Origin of the sequence: Fictibacillus sp. Mic-4, from assembly GCF_049843615.1 — a bacterium.
Classification (GTDB): domain Bacteria; phylum Bacillota; class Bacilli; order Bacillales; family Fictibacillaceae; genus Fictibacillus_A; species Fictibacillus_A gelatini.
Genome location: NZ_JBBHZM010000002.1, coordinates 36,754 through 55,170 on the forward strand (window position 1 = coordinate 36,754; position 18,417 = coordinate 55,170).

At 42.3% G+C, this 18,417-nt stretch carries 17 protein-coding genes, 1 other RNA gene and 2 other annotated features (1 of these 20 only partly in view); of the genes, 16 read left to right on the forward strand and 2 right to left on the reverse strand.

Going from position 1 to position 18,417, the window contains the following annotated elements; genetic code table 11:
* Positions 1 to 2 precede the first annotated feature (2 nt).
* From WD019_RS02735 to WD019_RS02770, 8 genes are all read left to right on the forward strand, one after another.
* A complete protein-coding gene (locus WD019_RS02735) occupies positions 3 to 515 on the forward strand; it encodes an adenine phosphoribosyltransferase (protein WP_026676415.1) in 513 nt (170 codons plus the stop codon).
* Positions 516 to 657: 142 nt separating this feature from the next.
* Positions 658 to 2,835 carry a RelA/SpoT family protein gene (locus tag WD019_RS02740; RefSeq protein WP_026676414.1) on the forward strand — a complete coding sequence of 726 codons (2,178 nt, stop codon included), beginning with the start codon at positions 658 to 660 and terminating at the stop codon, positions 2,833 to 2,835.
* 18 nt (positions 2,836 to 2,853) lie between these two features.
* Entirely contained in the window at positions 2,854 to 3,306 is a 453-nt protein-coding gene (gene dtd, locus WD019_RS02745; RefSeq protein ID WP_425710580.1) for a D-aminoacyl-tRNA deacylase, read from the forward strand.
* A gap of 62 nt (positions 3,307 to 3,368) precedes the next feature.
* Positions 3,369 to 3,542 carry a winged helix-turn-helix domain-containing protein gene (locus tag WD019_RS02750; RefSeq protein WP_026676412.1) on the forward strand — a complete coding sequence of 58 codons (174 nt, stop codon included), beginning with the start codon at positions 3,369 to 3,371 and terminating at the stop codon, positions 3,540 to 3,542.
* A gap of 52 nt (positions 3,543 to 3,594) precedes the next feature.
* Positions 3,595 to 3,820: a binding site (T-box leader), on the forward strand.
* A gap of 73 nt (positions 3,821 to 3,893) precedes the next feature.
* Entirely contained in the window at positions 3,894 to 5,162 is a 1,269-nt protein-coding gene (gene hisS / locus WD019_RS02755) for a histidine--tRNA ligase (protein WP_026676411.1), read from the forward strand.
* A gap of 13 nt (positions 5,163 to 5,175) precedes the next feature.
* Positions 5,176 to 6,954: an aspartate--tRNA ligase gene (gene aspS, locus WD019_RS02760; protein ID WP_026676410.1), complete on the forward strand. Its 1,779-nt coding sequence runs from the start codon at positions 5,176 to 5,178 to the stop codon at positions 6,952 to 6,954.
* Positions 6,955 to 7,028: 74 nt separating this feature from the next.
* Positions 7,029 to 7,211, forward strand: a non-coding RNA gene (gene ssrS / locus WD019_RS02765) — 6S RNA.
* A 172-nt stretch (positions 7,212 to 7,383) separates the two neighbouring features.
* Positions 7,384 to 8,151 (forward strand): tRNA threonylcarbamoyladenosine dehydratase, encoded by a 768-nt coding sequence (locus WD019_RS02770; protein WP_425710581.1) that lies wholly within the window; start codon positions 7,384 to 7,386, stop codon positions 8,149 to 8,151.
* Positions 8,152 to 8,176: 25 nt separating this feature from the next.
* Here WD019_RS02770 and WD019_RS02775 read toward each other — a convergent pair whose 3' ends face one another.
* Positions 8,177 to 8,896 (reverse strand): RsfA family transcriptional regulator, encoded by a 720-nt coding sequence (locus WD019_RS02775; RefSeq protein WP_026676408.1) that lies wholly within the window; start codon positions 8,894 to 8,896, stop codon positions 8,177 to 8,179.
* Between the two features lie 127 nt (positions 8,897 to 9,023).
* Positions 9,024 to 10,355, reverse strand: a complete 1,332-nt coding sequence (locus tag WD019_RS02780) for an AAA family ATPase (RefSeq protein ID WP_425710582.1) — start codon at positions 10,353 to 10,355, stop codon at positions 9,024 to 9,026.
* A gap of 137 nt (positions 10,356 to 10,492) precedes the next feature.
* On the opposite strand from WD019_RS02780, the gene cymR reads away from it, so the two are divergent.
* The 8 genes from cymR to WD019_RS02820 all read left to right on the forward strand — a co-directional run bounded on the left by cymR (position 10,493) and on the right by WD019_RS02820 (position 18,178).
* Positions 10,493 to 10,912: a cysteine metabolism transcriptional regulator CymR gene (gene cymR, locus WD019_RS02785; RefSeq protein ID WP_026676406.1), complete on the forward strand. Its 420-nt coding sequence runs from the start codon at positions 10,493 to 10,495 to the stop codon at positions 10,910 to 10,912.
* A gap of 25 nt (positions 10,913 to 10,937) precedes the next feature.
* Positions 10,938 to 12,077, forward strand: a complete 1,140-nt coding sequence (locus WD019_RS02790) for a cysteine desulfurase family protein (protein WP_425710583.1) — start codon at positions 10,938 to 10,940, stop codon at positions 12,075 to 12,077.
* A 28-nt stretch (positions 12,078 to 12,105) separates the two neighbouring features.
* Positions 12,106 to 13,233, forward strand: a complete 1,128-nt coding sequence (gene mnmA, locus WD019_RS02795; RefSeq protein WP_425710584.1) for a tRNA 2-thiouridine(34) synthase MnmA — start codon at positions 12,106 to 12,108, stop codon at positions 13,231 to 13,233.
* 68 nt (positions 13,234 to 13,301) lie between these two features.
* On the forward strand, positions 13,302 to 13,949 hold the full coding sequence (locus WD019_RS02800) for a tetratricopeptide repeat protein (protein WP_425710585.1): 648 nt from the start codon (positions 13,302 to 13,304) through the stop codon (positions 13,947 to 13,949).
* A 20-nt stretch (positions 13,950 to 13,969) separates the two neighbouring features.
* Positions 13,970 to 16,276 carry an SF1B family DNA helicase RecD2 gene (gene recD2, locus WD019_RS02805; RefSeq protein ID WP_425710586.1) on the forward strand — a complete coding sequence of 769 codons (2,307 nt, stop codon included), beginning with the start codon at positions 13,970 to 13,972 and terminating at the stop codon, positions 16,274 to 16,276.
* A gap of 37 nt (positions 16,277 to 16,313) precedes the next feature.
* The gene (locus tag WD019_RS02810) at positions 16,314 to 16,793 is read left to right on the forward strand and encodes a PRC-barrel domain-containing protein (protein WP_425710587.1); all 480 of its coding nucleotides are present in this window, start codon (positions 16,314 to 16,316) and stop codon (positions 16,791 to 16,793) included.
* A 22-nt stretch (positions 16,794 to 16,815) separates the two neighbouring features.
* Complete coding sequence (locus WD019_RS02815; protein WP_026676400.1) at positions 16,816 to 17,013, forward strand: hypothetical protein; 198 nt, start codon at positions 16,816 to 16,818, stop codon at positions 17,011 to 17,013.
* 82 nt (positions 17,014 to 17,095) lie between these two features.
* Positions 17,096 to 18,178 carry an AI-2E family transporter gene (locus tag WD019_RS02820; protein WP_425710588.1) on the forward strand — a complete coding sequence of 361 codons (1,083 nt, stop codon included), beginning with the start codon at positions 17,096 to 17,098 and terminating at the stop codon, positions 18,176 to 18,178.
* A 29-nt stretch (positions 18,179 to 18,207) separates the two neighbouring features.
* Positions 18,208 to 18,417, forward strand: a binding site (T-box leader) (it continues 4 nt past the right edge of the window).

The window sequence follows — 18,417 nt, forward strand, 5'->3', positions numbered from 1 at the left end:
AAATGAATTATAAACAGTATATTTCTGTCGTAGAAAATTTCCCGATGGAAGGGATTCGCTTTAAAGACATTACGACTTTAATGCAAGATGGAGAAGTTTACAAAAAGGCAATTGACGATATTGCCGCATATGCAGAGAAGGTCCAGGCGGACGTTGTCGTTGGACCAGAGGCGAGAGGATTTATCGTTGGATGTCCGGTCGCTTATAAGCTAGGTATCGGTTTTGTTCCTGTACGTAAAGATGGAAAGCTTCCTCGGGAAGTGGTGAAAGTAGACTACGGGAAAGAGTACGGAAAAGATGTGTTGACGATGCATAAAGACGCGATTCAACCGGGACAGCGCGTTCTCATCACAGATGATCTTTTGGCGACTGGCGGGACGATTGATGCAACCGTTCAACTAGTAGAAAAACTTGGCGGGATCGTAGTTGGGATCGCTTTCATGATCGAGCTCACGTATCTTGACGGCCGCAATAAACTTTCAGGTTATGACATTTTTACGTTAACACAATATTAATATAATAAAAAAAGGCACTCCTCAAGTGCCTTTTTTTATTATAGGATAAAGAAAAATCGACAAATTTCGTTGTTCTCCTTTACAGCCTACAAGATTTTGAAGATAATAGAAGCTATATACTATTTCTAGACAAGGTGATCCGATGACGATTGAAGAAGTGTTACAAAAAGCGGGGAACTATTTATCTGATGAAGATTTACAATTAATTGAGCGTGCTTATGAATACGCAAAGGATGCACATGAAGGGCAATTGCGTCATTCGGGCGATCCTTATATCCAGCATCCTGTTGAGGTAGCCGGCATTCTCGTAGACTTGCAAATGGATCCGGTGACCGTTGCAGCCGGATTTCTTCATGACGTAGTGGAAGATACGCCTGTTACTTTGAAAGATATTAGCGAAAAATTCAATGAAGAAGTAGCCATGCTTGTCGACGGGGTTACGAAGCTGAAAAAAATTAAATTTAAGTCAAAAGAAGAGCAGCAGGCGGAAAACCACCGGAAAATGTTTGTCGCCATGGCTCAGGACATTCGCTGCATTTTGATCAAATTAGCTGACCGCTTGCATAATATGCGGACATTAAAATATATGACGAAAGAAAAACAGATCCAAAAAGCGAACGAAACGCTTGAAATCTTCGCTCCGCTTGCCCATCGGCTAGGGATTTCAAAAATTAAGTGGGAGCTTGAAGATATTGCGCTTCGATACTTAAATCCGCAGCAATATTACAGGATCGTCAATTTAATGCAACAAAAGCGAACCGAACGGGAGCAATATGTCGAAAAAGTCATGGATCAAATCCGCGATCAATTGAAAGATGTAAATATTAAAGCGGAAATCTCCGGACGGCCAAAACATATTTACTCCATCTACCGCAAAATGGCAAAACAAAACAAACAGTTTAACGAAATTTATGATCTCCTTGCCGTTCGAGTCATCGTTAGCAGCATTAAAGACTGCTATGCGGTCCTTGGAATCATCCATACATGTTGGAAGCCAATGCCGGGAAGGTTTAAAGACTATATTGCGATGCCGAAAGCAAACATGTACCAGTCCCTTCATACGACCGTTATTGGGCCGAAGGGCGACCCGCTCGAAGTGCAAATTCGAACGGCGGAAATGCATAAAATTGCCGAGTACGGTATTGCTGCACACTGGGCCTATAAGGAAGGCGTGAAAAAAACACCGCAAAACAGCTTTGAAGATAAATTGACATGGTTCCGCGAAATTCTTGAATGGCAAGACGATGCGACGGATGCTGAAGAATTTATGGAATCGCTAAAAGTAGATTTGTTTTCAGACATGGTCTTTGTTTTTACGCCAAAAGGAGACGTGTTCGAACTCCCGGCCGGATCTGTCCCGATTGATTTTGCCTACCGGATTCATAGTGAAATCGGCAATAAATGTATCGGGGCAAAAGTAAACGGAAAGATGGTAACCCTTGATTATAAATTAAAAACGGGCGATATTGTTGAGATTTTAACGAGTAAACATAGTTACGGACCAAGCCAGGATTGGCTAAAAATAACGCAAAGCTCGCATGCGAAAAATAAAATCCGGCAATTTTTCAAACGGGAACGGCGCGAAGAAAATGTCGCAAAAGGAAAGGAACTCGTTGAAAAAGAAGTGAAAAATCACGGGTTCGAATTGAAAGATGTCTTTACAAATGAAAACATCGAGGCCGTTGTCCGCAAATTTAATTTTTCAAATGAAGAAGACATGTATGCTGCGGTCGGTTATAACGGCATTACTGCCGCGCAAATTGCGACAAGGCTGACGGAAAAATTACGCCGGCAAAACCAGGCGGCGCAAAATGACCAGGTCATTGAAAAGGTTGTTGAATCAAAAAATTATCCTGCGAAAAAGAAAACGGATACCGGCATTGTCGTGAAAGGGATCGACAATTTGCTCATTCGGCTGGCCAGATGCTGCAATCCTGTGCCCGGTGATGAAATTGTCGGTTTTATTACAAAAGGACGTGGCGTTTCTGTCCATCGTGCGGATTGTGTCAACGTCAGTACAGAAGACGTGGAAGACCGACTTCTCTCCGTTGAATGGGAAGGCGATTCTGAGCAGCCAAAAAGCTATAATGTCGATATTGAAATCAATGGTTTCGACCGCCGCGGCTTGCTGAATGAAGTCTTGCAAGCTGTTGCTGAGACGAAAACGAACATTACGGCCGTCTCGGGACGCTCTGACCGCAATAAAATGGCGACAATCCATATGTCGATTTCGATTCATAATGTAAACCATTTGCAGAAAGTGGTCGAAAGAATTAAGCGGATACCGGATATTTATGCCGTCACACGGATTATGCAATAAATGAAGAGGGGATCGGTTATGAGAATCGTTTTACAGCGTGTAAAACAGGCATCGGTAACGGTAGGCGGCCAAATTGTAGGAAAGATCCATCACGGCCTTTTACTTCTCGTCGGTGTAACCCATGATGATACAGATGACGATGCCAGAGTACTGGCTGAAAAAATTCCTAATTTGCGAATTTTTGAAGATGACGAGCAAAAAATGAATCTGTCTCTCATCGATGTTGGAGGAGAAGTATTATCCGTCTCCCAATTTACGTTATATGGGGACACCCGAAAAGGGCGCCGTCCGAGCTTTATAGGCGCGGCTAAGCCAACATATGCACGTGCTCTCTATGAAGCTTTTAATGAAAAATTGCGTGAAAAAGGCTTGACGGTAGAAACCGGAGAATTTGGTGCGATGATGGACGTTTCGCTTATCAATGATGGTCCTGTTACGCTTATTTTAGATACAAAAGAATGGCTTAAATAAAACGCTCCGTTTGAAAATTCACCTTTTGGAAACACTAAAGAAAAAGGTGAAGGAGCGGTACAATGCGTCAAGGTGATCGAGAAAATCAAACAACTAACGGACTTAATCAGATGATGGGCGTTGACTTTCATGATTTTTTACAAAAAGAACAGGGCTTAACGAATCTTGAACTTGCCGAAGAATTTAACCTGTCACTAAACCATGTCCGAAAATTAAAGAAAAAAATTAATCGCTAAAACTATTGACAGATTTCTGCTTCATGAGTAAGATAAAAGACAATTCTAAAAAATACTGCCAATGACGGAGAAAAGTAATTAAACCCCACATGTTAAGAGAGGAAATGCCTTAGGCTGTGAGCAATTCCCATGATGATTTAATGAAAGACACTCCAGAGGTTTCAATTCGAACGGATTACCTTGTAGAGTTGGACGTAAGCAAACGTTACTTGCAAGAGCGGAAGCGTAGAAAGCTTCAATTCAGGGTGGCACCGCGGGTAAATACTCTCGTCCCTATTTTTTCGGAAAATAGGGGTGGGAGTTTTTTTGTTGCTATAAAAAACCCTTTAGTAGTATCAGGAGGTTATAAGAGTGAACATTCAAATTCCAAGAGGTACGCAAGATTTATTGCCGGGTGTAGTTGAGCATTGGCAATATGTCGAACAAAAAGCACGTGAAATTTGTGCCCGTTTTAATTACAAAGAAATACGGACGCCGATTTTTGAACATACCGAACTTTTTAAACGGAGTGTTGGAGATACAACGGACATCGTTCAAAAAGAAATGTATACTTTTACGGATCGTGGGGACCGGAGTTTGACGCTTCGTCCAGAAGGGACTGCGCCTGTCGTTCGCGCATTTGTGGAAAATAAATTATTTGGGGCACCACAGCAACCGGTGAAATTATATTATAATGGCCCGATGTTCCGCTATGAACGGCCGCAGGCAGGAAGAATGAGGCAATTTGTCCAGTTCGGTGCTGAAGCGTTAGGAAGCGCCGATCCTTCTATCGATGCCGAGATAATCTCACTTGCGATGACCGTTTATGAAGAGCTCGGTTTAAAAAGCTTACGTCTTGTCATTAACACGCTCGGGGATTCAGAAAGCCGGAAAGCGCATAGAGAAGCGCTGATTGCTCACTTTAAACCGAGAATTGAAGAGTTTTGCCACGATTGCCAAAATCGAATTGAGACAAACCCACTCAGGATTTTAGACTGCAAGAAAGACCGCGATCATGAGTTAATGGGAAGTGCTCCTTCCATTTATGATTACTTGAACGAGGAATCCCGCCACTATTTTGAGGCAGTCAAACAGGCACTTGATAGCATGGGAATGAATTATGTCATTGATCCAGCGCTTGTCCGCGGGCTCGATTATTATAACCATACCGCTTTTGAGATTATGAGTGAGGCGGAAGGATTCGGGGCGATTACAACGTTATGCGGCGGCGGCAGGTACAACGGACTTGCCGAAGAAATAGGCGGGCCAAAGACGCCGGGAATTGGTTTTGCGATGAGCATTGAGCGTCTGCTTTTGGCCCTTAATGCTGAAGGTATTTCGCTTCCGATTCGTGAACAACTTGACGTATTTTTAGTCACGATGGGGGAAGAGCCAAAAGCAAAAGCGCCAGGTTTGCTTTACCAATTCCGCAAAGCGGGCCTCTCGGCTGATAAAGATTATCTTGATAAAAAAATGAAAGCACAATTTAAAGCGGCCGATCGGCTGAATGCAAAATTTGTTGCAGTACTTGGTGATGACGAGCTAAATAGCGGAGTCATTTCTGTAAAAGAAATGGAAACAGGGGCACAGGAGGAAGTGCCGCTAACGAAAGTGATTCAGTTTATAAAGGAACGGATGTAGGAGGAGAAACAATATGCCAGCAAGAACACATCAGTGTGGAAAGTTACACGAAAAACAAATCGGGCAAGTCGTCCAGCTTCAAGGGTGGGTGCAAAAGCGCCGCGATCTTGGAGGGCTTATTTTCATCGATTTGCGGGACCGTTCAGGAATTGTTCAAGTCGTGTTTAATCCAGAAGTGTCTAAAGAGGCAATAGAGCTTGCGGAAAAAGTCCGCAGCGAATATGTGCTATCGGTTAAAGGAACGGTTGTTGAACGGGCTCCTGAAACCGTCAATGAAAAACTAGCAACGGGTAAAATCGAAATTCAAGCGGAAGAACTCGAAATTATAAATGCCGCGAAAACACCACCGTTTTCGATTAGTGATGACATTGAAATCAATGAAGATGTGAGATTAAAATATCGCTATTTAGATCTTCGTCGCCCTATGATGCAAGAGACAATTAAGCTCCGCCATCGAGTGACGAAAATGATCAGGGATTACCTTGACAAAAACGAGTTTTTTGAAATTGAAACACCGATGCTCACCAAAAGTACACCTGAAGGAGCGCGGGATTATCTTGTTCCAAGCCGGGTGCATCCAGGCCAATTTTACGCATTGCCGCAATCGCCTCAGCTCTTTAAGCAATTATTGATGGTCTCCGGTTTTGAACGGTATTACCAGATTGTTCGCTGTTTCCGTGATGAAGACTTGCGCGCCGACCGTCAGCCTGAATTTACGCAAGTCGACATTGAAACATCGTTCATGACACAAGAAGAACTTTTAAACATGATGGAAGCGATGATGGTTGAACTCGTGAGAGAAACGAGAAATGTAGAGATCGAAACGCCGTTTCCGCGTATGACCTATAAAGAAGCGATGGACCGATACGGATCAGATAAGCCAGATACCCGCTTCGCAATGGAACTTGTCAATGTCTCAGAACTTGTGAAGGAGTCAGGTTTCAAAGTATTTGCCGATACGGTTCAAGCGGGCGGAGAGGTTAAAGCGTTAAATGTGAAAGGACAAGCTGCTAACTATTCCCGAAAAGATATCGATCAATTAACCGAATTCGTGAAACGTTATGGGGCTAAAGGCCTTGCCTGGCTAAAAGTCGAAGAAAATAGCTTAAAAGGGCCGATCGCCAAATTCTTTACGGAAGAAGAGACTGTAGCTTTATTGCAGGCACTCGCAGGTGAGGCAGGCGATTTGTTTTTATTTGTCGCCGACAAACCGAAGGTAGTAAGCGACAGTCTAGGGGCACTTCGTCTGAAGCTCGGAAAAGATTTAAACTTAATTGACGAGAATCAATTAAATTTCCTATGGGTATTAGACTTCCCGCTATTGGAACATGACGAAGAAGAAGATCGTTATGTGGCGATGCATCATCCTTTCACAATGCCAAAAGATGAGGATATTCCACTATTAGAATCTGCACCCGGTGAAGTTCGAGCGAAAGCATATGACCTTGTGTTAAATGGTTATGAGCTTGGTGGCGGTTCACAGCGGATTTACCGCCGCGAGATTCAAGAGAAAATGTTTGCGGCACTTGGATTTACTCCGGAGGCAGCACGTGCGGAATTCGGCTTTTTAATGGATGCATTTGAATATGGCACACCGCCGCACGGTGGAATTGCCCTTGGATTAGACCGTCTTGTCATGTTGCTTGCCAAACGAAACAATCTTCGTGACACGATTGCCTTCCCGAAAACGGCAAGCGCAAGCTGTTTGATGACAAACGCACCATCCAGTGTCAGTGACAAGCAGTTAAATGATCTCCATCTCGAGGTGAAAATAGGAGAAAAGAACGAATAATTAGAATTTTATAAAATAAGACGCGTTTTGTCTTGTATTTCACCTTTATGTATGCTATGATTCAATCATAAGAAAGAGTCCTGAGGTGCTCGTCGCTACCGAATGTTTTGAGCCAACACTTTTTAAATGGGAGCCTGGTGTTTCTGAATGGCGTATATGCCTCTTACCTACATAGGGGACATACAAATTTCAGAACAGGGCACCCACCTGCGAGAGCAGGTTCAAAACTAGGGAATGGCGGCACAGTTGGGACTCTTTTTGTTCGTTTAAAATCCACCGGATCAATTCCGGTGGGTTTTATTTTTTAATGCTAAATCCTGCCAGCAAAAAACAAAATAGCTTTAGAATTTGTTACGCAGTTGATTTTACATAGCAAAATGGTTTATTCTTTAAAAATGATAATGGATAGACGTTTGAAAGGAGAACTATATGTTACATCAGTTTTCACGTAATGAGCTTGCTGTCGGTGAAGACGGCTTACATGCATTAAAAAACAGCACGGTAGCAGTGCTCGGGGTCGGTGGTGTCGGTTCATTTTCGGCAGAAGCGTTGGCGCGCTCCGGAGTCGGTAAATTGGTTCTTGTTGACAAAGATAATGTAGATATAACGAATATTAACCGCCAAATCCACTCGCTACTTTCGACAATTGGACAATCAAAAGTAGAGTTAATGAAACAGCGCATTGCTGACATCAATCCTGATTGTGAAGTGATCGCTTTACAAATGTTTTATACGGAAGAAACGTATGAACAATTTTTTGCGTACGATCTTGATTATGTTGTCGATGCATCCGATACGATCACATACAAGGTTCACTTGATGAAAGAATGTCTGAAACGAAACATTCCGATCATTTCAAGCATGGGCGTGGCGAACAAATTAGATCCTACAAGGCTAAAGATTACAGATATTTCAAAAACAAGCCATGATCCAATTGCAAAAGTCGTCCGCGCCCGCCTGCGTAAAGAAGGAATCCATAAAGGAATTGATGTCGTCTTCTCGGATGAAACGCCGGTTCAAATCAGGGAAGATATTCGTGAGAAAATTGTTCCGGAAGACGCGCCCGGAATTCGCAAGGCTAAAATGCCTCCTTCATCCAATGCTTTCGTTCCGTCCGTCTCAGGACTTTTTATGGCGGGACACGTCATTAACAAGCTGCTAGAAAAACATCAAATCAAGATCAATCGTCTTCATTAAAAAAGGCCGCAACAGTGCGGCTTTTTTATTTTGCTAATTTTTCTAAATTCCCATTTTTATCCATGCGGAAGCTTTGTGCAGGTTCAGTATCGTCCTGAAGAAGAACCATTCTCCTGGCCCGGTCCATAATTTGCAATAAAGCTTGATAATCTTCCTGGACGGTTTTAAACTCTTTTTCAAGCTTCAGCAATTGGTCGGTCAATTCTTTATTCTTTTGCATAAGTTCATTTGTTTGTCTGCGAAGAGTGTTGTTTTCATCTTCGAGTTTTCCGGATGATAAGCCGTTTTGACGGATATTCTCCAAAAATTGAATGCAATCGTCAAGTGTAATTTCATTTTTCGTTGATGGTTGATGAACGCTTGAGAATTCGCTCGTGTAAACGGATGATTGTGGCATGGGCCGTTCAATATAAGGCGTCTTGAAAAATTCATCCGGATTATATGTTTCTTCATCAAGCGGAGCCGTTTGCTTGACCGCCCCTTTCGGTTTTGCCTGCTGGGCTTTCGCAAGCGCCCGTTGCCGTTCTTTCCGTTGCTTTTTCGCTATTTTTAATGCTTGCTCATAACGTTTTCGAACGATTGCATTCCATCTGAAACCGACCGCAGCACTCGTCCGATCAAGCTTATCGCCAACTTCCTCAAACGCGTGAAGCTGTGTGCTTCCTTCCCGAACATGGCGAAGAACCGTTTCGGCAAGCAGTAAATCGTCTTCTTCCGACCATGCATCTTGTCTTACTTTTATCACGATTCGATCTCTCCTTATCTGGTATTGATTCATAATTTTCAAGTTTATAGTTTCATTTTTTGCCAAATAGGAGAAATCTATACGTGATTAGATAAAAAATTGCTAGATTGGATAAAAGACTGCTAGATTATTCATTTCGCTTTCGTTCATTAAAATAATCAAGGCGTTTTTGAATATTTTTTTCATACCCGCGTAAAGTCGGTTCATAAAACGTTTTTCCTTCCATATGATCTGGCAAATATTGCTGAACGACATAACCGTCCTTAAAATTGTGCGGATATTGATAACCTTCCCCATGTCCTAAGCCTTTTGCCCCTTTGTAGTGGGCATCCCGCAAGTGAAGCGGAACTTGTCCGGTTTTTTCATTTTTTACCGCATCCATTGCCCGGTCGATCGCCATAATCGTCGAATTGCTTTTTGGGGCGGTGGCTAAATAAAGGACAGCTTCTGCAAGTGGTATTCTTGCTTCGGGCATGCCGATAAAATCGACGGCATAGGCTGCGGCCTGTGCGATGAGCAGGGCATTCGGATCAGCTAGGCCGATATCTTCGGCTGCATGGACATAAAGCCTTCTCGCAATGAAACGTGGATCTTCGCCTGCATAGATCATTTTAGCAAGCCAATATATGGCGGCATCCGGGTCCGAACCACGGATGCTTTTAATAAAGGCGGATATTGTATCATAATGGTTGTCCCCTTTTTTATCATATTGGAGGACACGCTTTTGAATCGATTCTTCAGCGATTTCAAGCGTAATGTGAATCTCTCCATGTTTGCCCGGTCTAGTCGTTAAGACGGCCAATTCAAGCGCATTTAATGCCGTTCGTGCATCGCCGTTGGCAACAGATACAAGGTGGTTTAACGCGTCTTCGTCCATTTCAATATCGTATTTACCATAGCCTCTTTCTTTATCTTGTAAACTTGTAATGATAATTTGGCGGATATGATGATCCGTCAATGGCTCGAAACGAAACAGGCGGCTTCTGGAGAGAAGAGCGGGATTGATTTCGAACATAGGACTTTCTGTCGTCGCGCCAATTAAAATGATGGTTCCATCTTCGACAAACGGAAGAAGTGCATCTTGTTGACTTTTGTTAAACCGGTGGATTTCATCGATAAATAAAACCGTTTTTACCTTGTCCATCATTAATCGATCTTTCGCTTCTTGAGTGACCCGCTTAATGTCAGCGACGCCACTTGTTACGGCATTCAATTGCGAGAAGAAAGCCGCCGTTGAATTGGCGATAATTTTTGCAAGTGTTGTTTTCCCTGTACCCGGCGGGCCGAAAAAAATCATCGGGGTTAATTGATCGGCCTCAATCGCGCGACGAAGCAGTTTTCCCTCGCCGACGATGTGGGATTGCCCGATAAATTCATTCACTGTACGCGGCCGCATACGATTGGCAAGCGGCCCCATCTTTTCTTTTTCATTTTCATGATGTGCCGAAAATAAATCCATGTCGCTCCCCCTTGATTTAAAAACGTTATGCAAGTTTAATTTCGCTTATTGACTCTACTATACACTTCTTTTTTATGCAAGGAGAAGTCTTTCATGCTATAATAGTACGGATTTATGTATGGAACGGAGTGAGCAATATGAAAATTTCTACAAAAGGACGTTACGGATTAACGATTATGATGGCATTGGCGAAAAAGTACGGTGAAGGGCCCGTTGCGCTGAAAGTCATTGCCAAGGAGCATCATCTATCAGAACACTATTTGGAGCAGTTAATTGCACCATTGCGCAATGCAGGACTTGTGAAAAGTATAAGGGGGGCATATGGAGGTTATATTTTAGCTAAAGATGCTAAATCGATAACTGCCGGAGATATTATTCGAGTTTTAGAGGGGCCAATTACCCCGGTTGAAGTGATGGAAGATGAAGAACCGGCAAAACGGAATTTATGGATGAAGATTCGCGATGCGGTTAAAAATGTACTGGACAATACAACATTGGAAGACCTGGCAACGTATCAAGATGACGGCAGCCAAGAAGGATATATGTTCTATATTTAAAAAAATGTGAAAGGATTAGGAACAGATGAACCATATTTATGTCGATCATGCCGCCACATCTCCCGTACATCCGGAAGTTGTAGAGGAGATGCTTCCCTATTTAACAGAGCATTTTGGGAATCCTTCGAGCATTCATTTTTTTGGCAGAAAAACGAGACAAGTTCTCGATGAAGCGCGGATGATTTGCGCGAGGAGCATTGGGGCCACTGCAAATGACATTATATTTACAAGCGGCGGAACGGAAGCTGATAATGCTGCATTATTTGGAATAGCGAACGAAAATAAGGCACGCGGCAAGCATATTATTACAACACAGATCGAACATCATGCTGTACTGCATACGTGCCATGAACTTGAAAAAAGAGGGTTTGAAGTAACGTATTTGCCTGTCGACCAATTCGGGCGCATCGCGCTTTCTGATTTACAGGCTGCACTGCGGGATGATACGATACTTGTGTCCATTATGTATGGAAATAATGAAGTCGGGACACTCCAGGATATACCGGCTATCGGAAAAATGCTGGAGGAACATCCCGCTTATTTTCATACGGATGCTGTTCAAGCATATGGTCTTGTGGACATCGATGTGAACGAACTGCATATTGATTTATTAAGTATATCAGGTCATAAAATTAATGGTCCTAAAGGAACGGGATTTTTATATGTGCGTGAAGGCATCGCCTTTCGCCCTCATCTTTTTGGTGGGGAACAAGAGCGCAAAAAGAGGGCAGGAACTGAAAATGTGGCCGGAATTCATGGACTCGCTAAAGCGGTTTCCATCATGTCCCAACAACGCCATGAACGGTTGAAAACGTACGAAAGTTTCCGAGATAAGATGTTATCGATCTTTAATGAAGAAGGAATTCAATTCGAATTAAATGGAGACAAGGAGCACTATCTCCCTCATATTTTAAACGTCAGCTTCCCGGGTATAAAAGCGGAAGTGATGCTTGTCAATCTTGATCTTGCCGGTATTGCGGCATCGAGCGGTTCCGCCTGTACGGCAGGTTCCGTCTTGCCTTCACACGTACTAGTTGCGATGTTTGGAGAAACAGACCGTGTAAAAACGGCTATTCGCTATAGTTTCGGGCTTGGCAACACACTCGAGAAAATCGAACAAGTCTCATGTGAGACAGTGAAAATTGTTAAACGGCTGCAAAAATAAAATACTTATATGAAGTGAGGTGAATCGCATGGCATCGAGAAACTTACAAAAGGCGCCTCAAGAAACCCGGGTCGTTATCGGAATGTCCGGCGGTGTTGACTCCTCTGTTGCCGCACTTATGTTGAAGAAACAGGGGTTTGATGTTGTCGGCATTTTTATGAAAAACTGGGATGATACCGACGAATTTGGCGTCTGCACGGCTACGGAAGATTTTAACGATGTAATTAAAGTATGCAACCAGATCGGCATCCCTTATTATGCGGTTAATTTTGAAAAAGAATATTGGGACAAGGTGTTTACCTACTTTTTAGAAGAATATAAGGCGGGACGGACACCGAACCCGGACGTTATGTGCAATAAAGAAATTAAGTTTAAAGCGTTTCTTGAGCATGCGTTAAACCTAGGAGCTGACTATGTGGCGACTGGCCATTATGCCCGTATTCAAGAGACGGGCGATGAAGTCCAAATGCTCCGGGGAATCGATGACAATAAAGATCAGACCTATTTTTTAAACCAGCTTTCCCAAGAACAGCTCTCGAAAGTCATGTTCCCTATCGGTGAGCTGACAAAACCAGAAATTCGCGAGATCGCAGCTGAAGCTAATTTAGCGACGGCAAAGAAAAAAGACTCGACCGGCATATGCTTCATCGGCGAGCGAGACTTTAAAGAATTTTTAAGTCATTATTTGCCTGCACAGCCAGGGACAATGCAAACACTTGATGGAGAAGTGAAAGGCAAACATGACGGGTTAATGTACTATACGATCGGCCAACGCCATGGTCTTGGCATTGGTGGAAATGGCGATCCATGGTTTGTTGTCGGCAAAAATTTAAAAGAAAACATTCTATATGTTGAACAAGGGTTTCATCATGAAGCGTTATACAGTGATCGTTTAACGGCCATTAACGTGAATTGGGTGAGCGATAAACCGATGAAAGACTTGTTTCATTGCACGGCCAAATTCCGTTATCGCCAGCCGGATAGAGGGGTGACGGTTAAGGTCGGAAAAACGAATACGGTAGAGGTCATCTTTGATGAACCACAACGTGCAGTCACTCCGGGACAGGCTGTCGTTTTTTACGATGGCGATGTATGCCTCGGAGGAGCGACCATCGATCAAGTGTTTAAAAATGATAGGCGCATTCCTTATTTGTAAAACCAACCTTAAAATGAAGGTTGGTTTTTTGATATACTTATTGTGAAACAAAGTCAGGAGGGTCAGTTGTGTCAGTAAATGACTATTTGAAAAAAGGTAAATTTGAAGAAGCCGCTAATATATTAAATGAACAAATTGAAAAAGACCCGGACAACCCGGTTCATTATATCAATTTTGGCAATTTACTTACAGCTGTTCATGAGCATGAAAAAGCACTCGTTTTCTTTGAAAAAGCGCTGGAGATCGATCCAGCTGCCGCCAGTGCCCATTATAGCGCAGGCATTACTTTCTATAAATTGGAGCGGTTCGATGAAGCGATTCAAATGTTTTTAAAAGGAATTGAAAAAGGCCTGAATGACGCAGATAGTTATTTTATGCTCGGCATGTGTTATGTACATAAAGAGGAGTCCATCCGCGCATTGCCCCATTTTTTACGAGCTATCGAGTTAAATGATGAAGATGTTGATTCGTTATTTCAATACGGATTATGCCTGGCTCGTGTAGGTCAAGTCGACCAGGCTTCCAGTATGTTTAAAAAAGTGATTGACAAAGATTCAAAGCATGCAGATGCGTATTATAATCTTGGCGTCGCTTATGCCTTTTTTGAAAACGAAGAAGAAGCACTCGACATGTTTAATGCGGCTCTCCGAATTCAGCCCGATCATTATTTGGCAGCAAACGGGAAAAAGAAAATGGAAGAAAAGTTAGGAAAATGATGAAAATGGAGTTTTGAAGGATGGAAAAACAGCCTTCTTTTGATTTATTTGGCGAACACGGGCGTTATATTAAAGGAACATTGCTGGCAACCGTTTTTGTCAATCATGAAAATTTATATACTGTAGCTAGAATTAGAGTCCGTGAAACGAATGAAAATTACGATGAAAAAGAAGTGATGATCGTAGGAACGCTTCCGCCTTTGCATGAAGATGAAACATATATTTTTTTCGGTTCGTTTAAAGAACATCCGAAATACGGAAAGCAATATACAGTCACACATTTTCGCAAAGATTTGCCGCAATCGCGAGAAGGGATCATTCACTATTTGTCAGGTGATTTTTTTCAAGGAATCGGGAAAAAAACAGCTGAGGCGATTGTCGATACGCTTGGTGAAAATGCGATTACAAAAATACTTGAAAATCCCGATGTTTTAAATTCGATACCGAAATTAACGGAGGAGAAAGCGCAAAAGCTTTATGCTTCGCTCATCGAACATCAAGGTCTCGAGCAAGTGATGATTACATTGAGTCAGTACGGCATCGGCCCACAATTGTCGATGAAAATTTATCAAACATACGAAGAAAATGCGCTTTCGATCATACAGAACAACCCCTATCAATTAATTTATGATATCGAGGGAATCGGTTTTCAGCGGGCAGATGAAATCGGAAGGGGAATCGGTCTTTCCTTATTGCATCCTGACCGGATACGGGCGGCCTGCCTTTATATTCTTCAGGAAATCGGAGCGGAATTTGGACACGTTTACCTCCCGATGCAAACAGTCATCAAGGAAGTTCAAAAACTGCTCGGGAGCGGAAAGGACACGATTGAAGAATCGACAGTTTTTCGCGAAATTGAAGGATTGCGCGAAGAAAAGAAAATCATCATTGAGGAAGACAGGGTGTATATCCCATCGCTTTACTATGCGGAAAAAGGACTGGCAAACATCATCCGTTCCATTTCGGCTCAAGATGAATATAAGGACGCGTTTGCAACATCCGAATTTCTAAAAGCGCTCGGAGATTTAGAAGAACGACTTTCGATTGAGTACGGAGAGTCACAAAAAGAGGCCATCGAAACCGCGCTATATTCACCGATAATGATATTGACAGGTGGTCCAGGAACGGGGAAAACGACCGTTATTAAAGGAATTGTTGAGCTTTACGGCGAGCTTCACGGCGTATCCCTGGATCCTTCTATGTATAAAAAAGATGAACCTTTCCCCATTTTGCTCGTTGCCCCTACTGGACGGGCGGCAAAACGAATGACCGAATCGACAGGTATTCCGGCCAGTACCATTCACCGATTGCTTGGATGGAAAGGCGGTTCGGGATTTGAACGGGATGATGATCATCCGTTAGAAGGGAAGTTGCTTATCATCGACGAAATGTCAATGGTTGATATATGGCTCGCCTATGCATTATTTAAGGCGTTGCCAAAACAAATGCAAGTCATTATTGTCGGCGATGAAGACCAACTCCCGTCTGTTGGACCGGGGCAAGTGTTAAGTGACCTCATTTCGTCGGGTGTCATACCTACTGTTGCTTTGTCTGATATATACAGACAAGCTAAAGGGTCCTCCATTATTGATTTGGCCCACCATATTAAAAATGGCGAAGTACCTAACGATTTACTGGGCAAACACAGTGACCGGCGTTTTTTTCCATGTACGCAAAACCAGGTGATGGATGTAATCAGGCAAGTTTGTGAAAATGCGTATCGAAAAGGATATTCAAAAAAGGATATTCAAGTGCTTGCCCCGATGTACAAAGGGAATGCAGGGATTAATCAGTTAAACGAACAGCTGCAACAATTATTTAATCCAAAATCCGATCAAAAGCGGGAAATTGTAATTAATCATCTCGTATATCGGGTTGGCGATAAAGTACTCCAGCTCGTGAATCAGCCAGAAGACCATGTATACAATGGAGATATTGGTGAAATCGCATCCATTATTTATGCGAAAGAAACAGTGGATAAGCAAGACCAAATTGTCGTCCGTTTTGATGAAGTTGAAGTCGTCTATAACCGACAGTCTTTTCATCATCTTACACATGCTTATTGCTGTTCCATTCATAAATCGCAAGGAAGTGAATTCCCTATAGTCGTATTGCCGATTGTGAAAAGTTACTATCGAATGCTGCGGAGGAATTTAGTCTACACGGCTGTTACAAGAAGTAAAGAATTTTTAATATTATGCGGTGAAATTAACGCCTTTGAAATGGCCGTTAAACGAAATAATGAGGCGAATCGATACTCAATGCTAAACGAACGGCTGAAAAAACAGGGCATGGAAAACGTTTCAAGCATGAACAACCAACCATAGAGGAAAGCTAAGAAATGTTCGGAAGGGTGGGGGTACTTTGCGAACATTTTCCTTATTAAAAAGGATAAGCGTCATCGATCAAAAGAGCCAGAAGTCAGCAGGAAAAGTGGAAGACATTTTCATTGACCAAACTGGAAAAGTCCATGGCTTTGTCATATGCAAGCAAAGATTTTTTGCACGAAAATGTTTCGTTTCTTTTTCCGACGTTTCTTTTCCTAATGACCAGACGATGTTCGTTTCTGAGTGCCGAATGTCGCCTAAAGGGTTTAAAGAACAAAGATTAAAACCTTTCTTTACGATGACACTAAAGCCGCGATTTTTCCTTAAACAACCGATATATTCAAACGAAGGGGAAACGGTAGCTGTCATTGAGGATGTATATTTTTCCACTGATTGGGGCACCATTGTAGCTATTGAGGTGACGGAAGGATTGTTTTCAGATTTAATGGAGGGCAGGAAACTTAAATATGCCAACCAACCTCTATTAATTGGAAAGGATTCCTTTTTCGTCCGGTAGTTATAAAGGAGGCCTTCAATCAATGGTTTGTCCGAACTGCGGCCGAAAAGACATCGGTAAAATTGGTGTTAACCAGTATTATTGCTGGAATTGTTTTATTGAACTTTCCATTATCAACGGGCGGCTCTCTTTGCATCAAGTGGAAGAAGACGGCTCGCTCACAACACTCGATGATTTATTTGAAGATTATGATTTAACGATTGATGGACAAGCGCCATAAAGAGGGGCTCATGCCGAACATGAGCCCCTCCTTCATAGAAACATTTCCATAAGGTTAAGCTAACAGGTAGGAGGTGATCAAATTGAGTCGCCAGGAAGGGATAAAATGGATGACCCGCTTATCTGTGATGCTGCTCGCCTTTTTATGCTTTTTTGTTTTTTTGAAGCTTTCGCCGATTTGGAAGCCCATTTTATCGATTATTAAAGCCGCATTTATTCCGTTTTTTATTGCCGTATTTATTACGTATTTGCTTCATCCTCTTGTCGAAAAGCTATATGCAAAAGGATTTCCAAGGACGTTAGCTATTCTGCTTATTTATATTTTATTTTTTGGCGGAATTGGATTGGGTCTTTACAAAGGAATTCCAAATATGATCGCTCAAATGAGAGAGTTGATGACAAATATTCCTGATATAACAAAGACGTATGAGCAATGGCTCATGGAAGTAGATCATCATACATCTAAACTTCCGCATACCATCCATGTTCGGATTGAAGAATATATTCAATCCATTGAAAAATATGTCGAAAAAATGGCCTCGACAGCCGTAGATTCGATTAGAAAAATTGTTGATTATTTTTTTGTATTCATTATTATCCCATTTCTTGTGTTTTACTTTTTAAAAGATATTGAAAAAATTAAGCGAACCATCTGGTATATCACGCCCAGGAAATGGCGAAAAGAAGGAAAACGACTTCTGCATGATATTGATGAATCGCTGGGTGGATACATACGGGGGCAAATTCTTGTCGGACTGATCCTTGGTGGAGCAGCTACACTGGCATTATGGGCAATTCATATGCCTTATCCGATATTGCTAGGAGCGCTAATAGCGGTTACGGATATTATTCCTTATTTTGGACCTATTTTAGGAGCGATTCCTGTTATTTTTATCGCATTGACGATTTCCGTAAAAATGGTCATCATTGTTATTGTCATAATGCTCGTACTTCAATTTATCGAAGGGAATTTGCTCGGGCCGTTTATTATCGGCAGAAGCTTACAAATACATCCGGTACTGATTATTTTTGCCCTTTTAGTAGGCGGTGAAATTGGCGGAATACCCGGCTTGATTCTTGGTGTTCCGGTGTTTGCCGTTTTAAAAGTTATTTTTATGCATATTCGCAATTATCGATTGTCATTAAAGTTTGACAAAGAAAGTTAAGAATGCTTATACTACTAATTAGATATGCAGTAAAAACGATGAGGGAACTTAGTATGTGCAAGGCCTTTTTAAGAGAGGAGTGCCCGAGGCTGAAAGGCATTCTAAAAGAAGCGGCACAGAAGCTATTCCAGAGTGCAGCTAATCACTGCCGTCACCCTGCGTTAAAGGGTTTTAAGGTGATGAATGATTTTTTTATTATTCATAACCAGGGTGGTACCGCGTGAAACAACTCTCGTCCC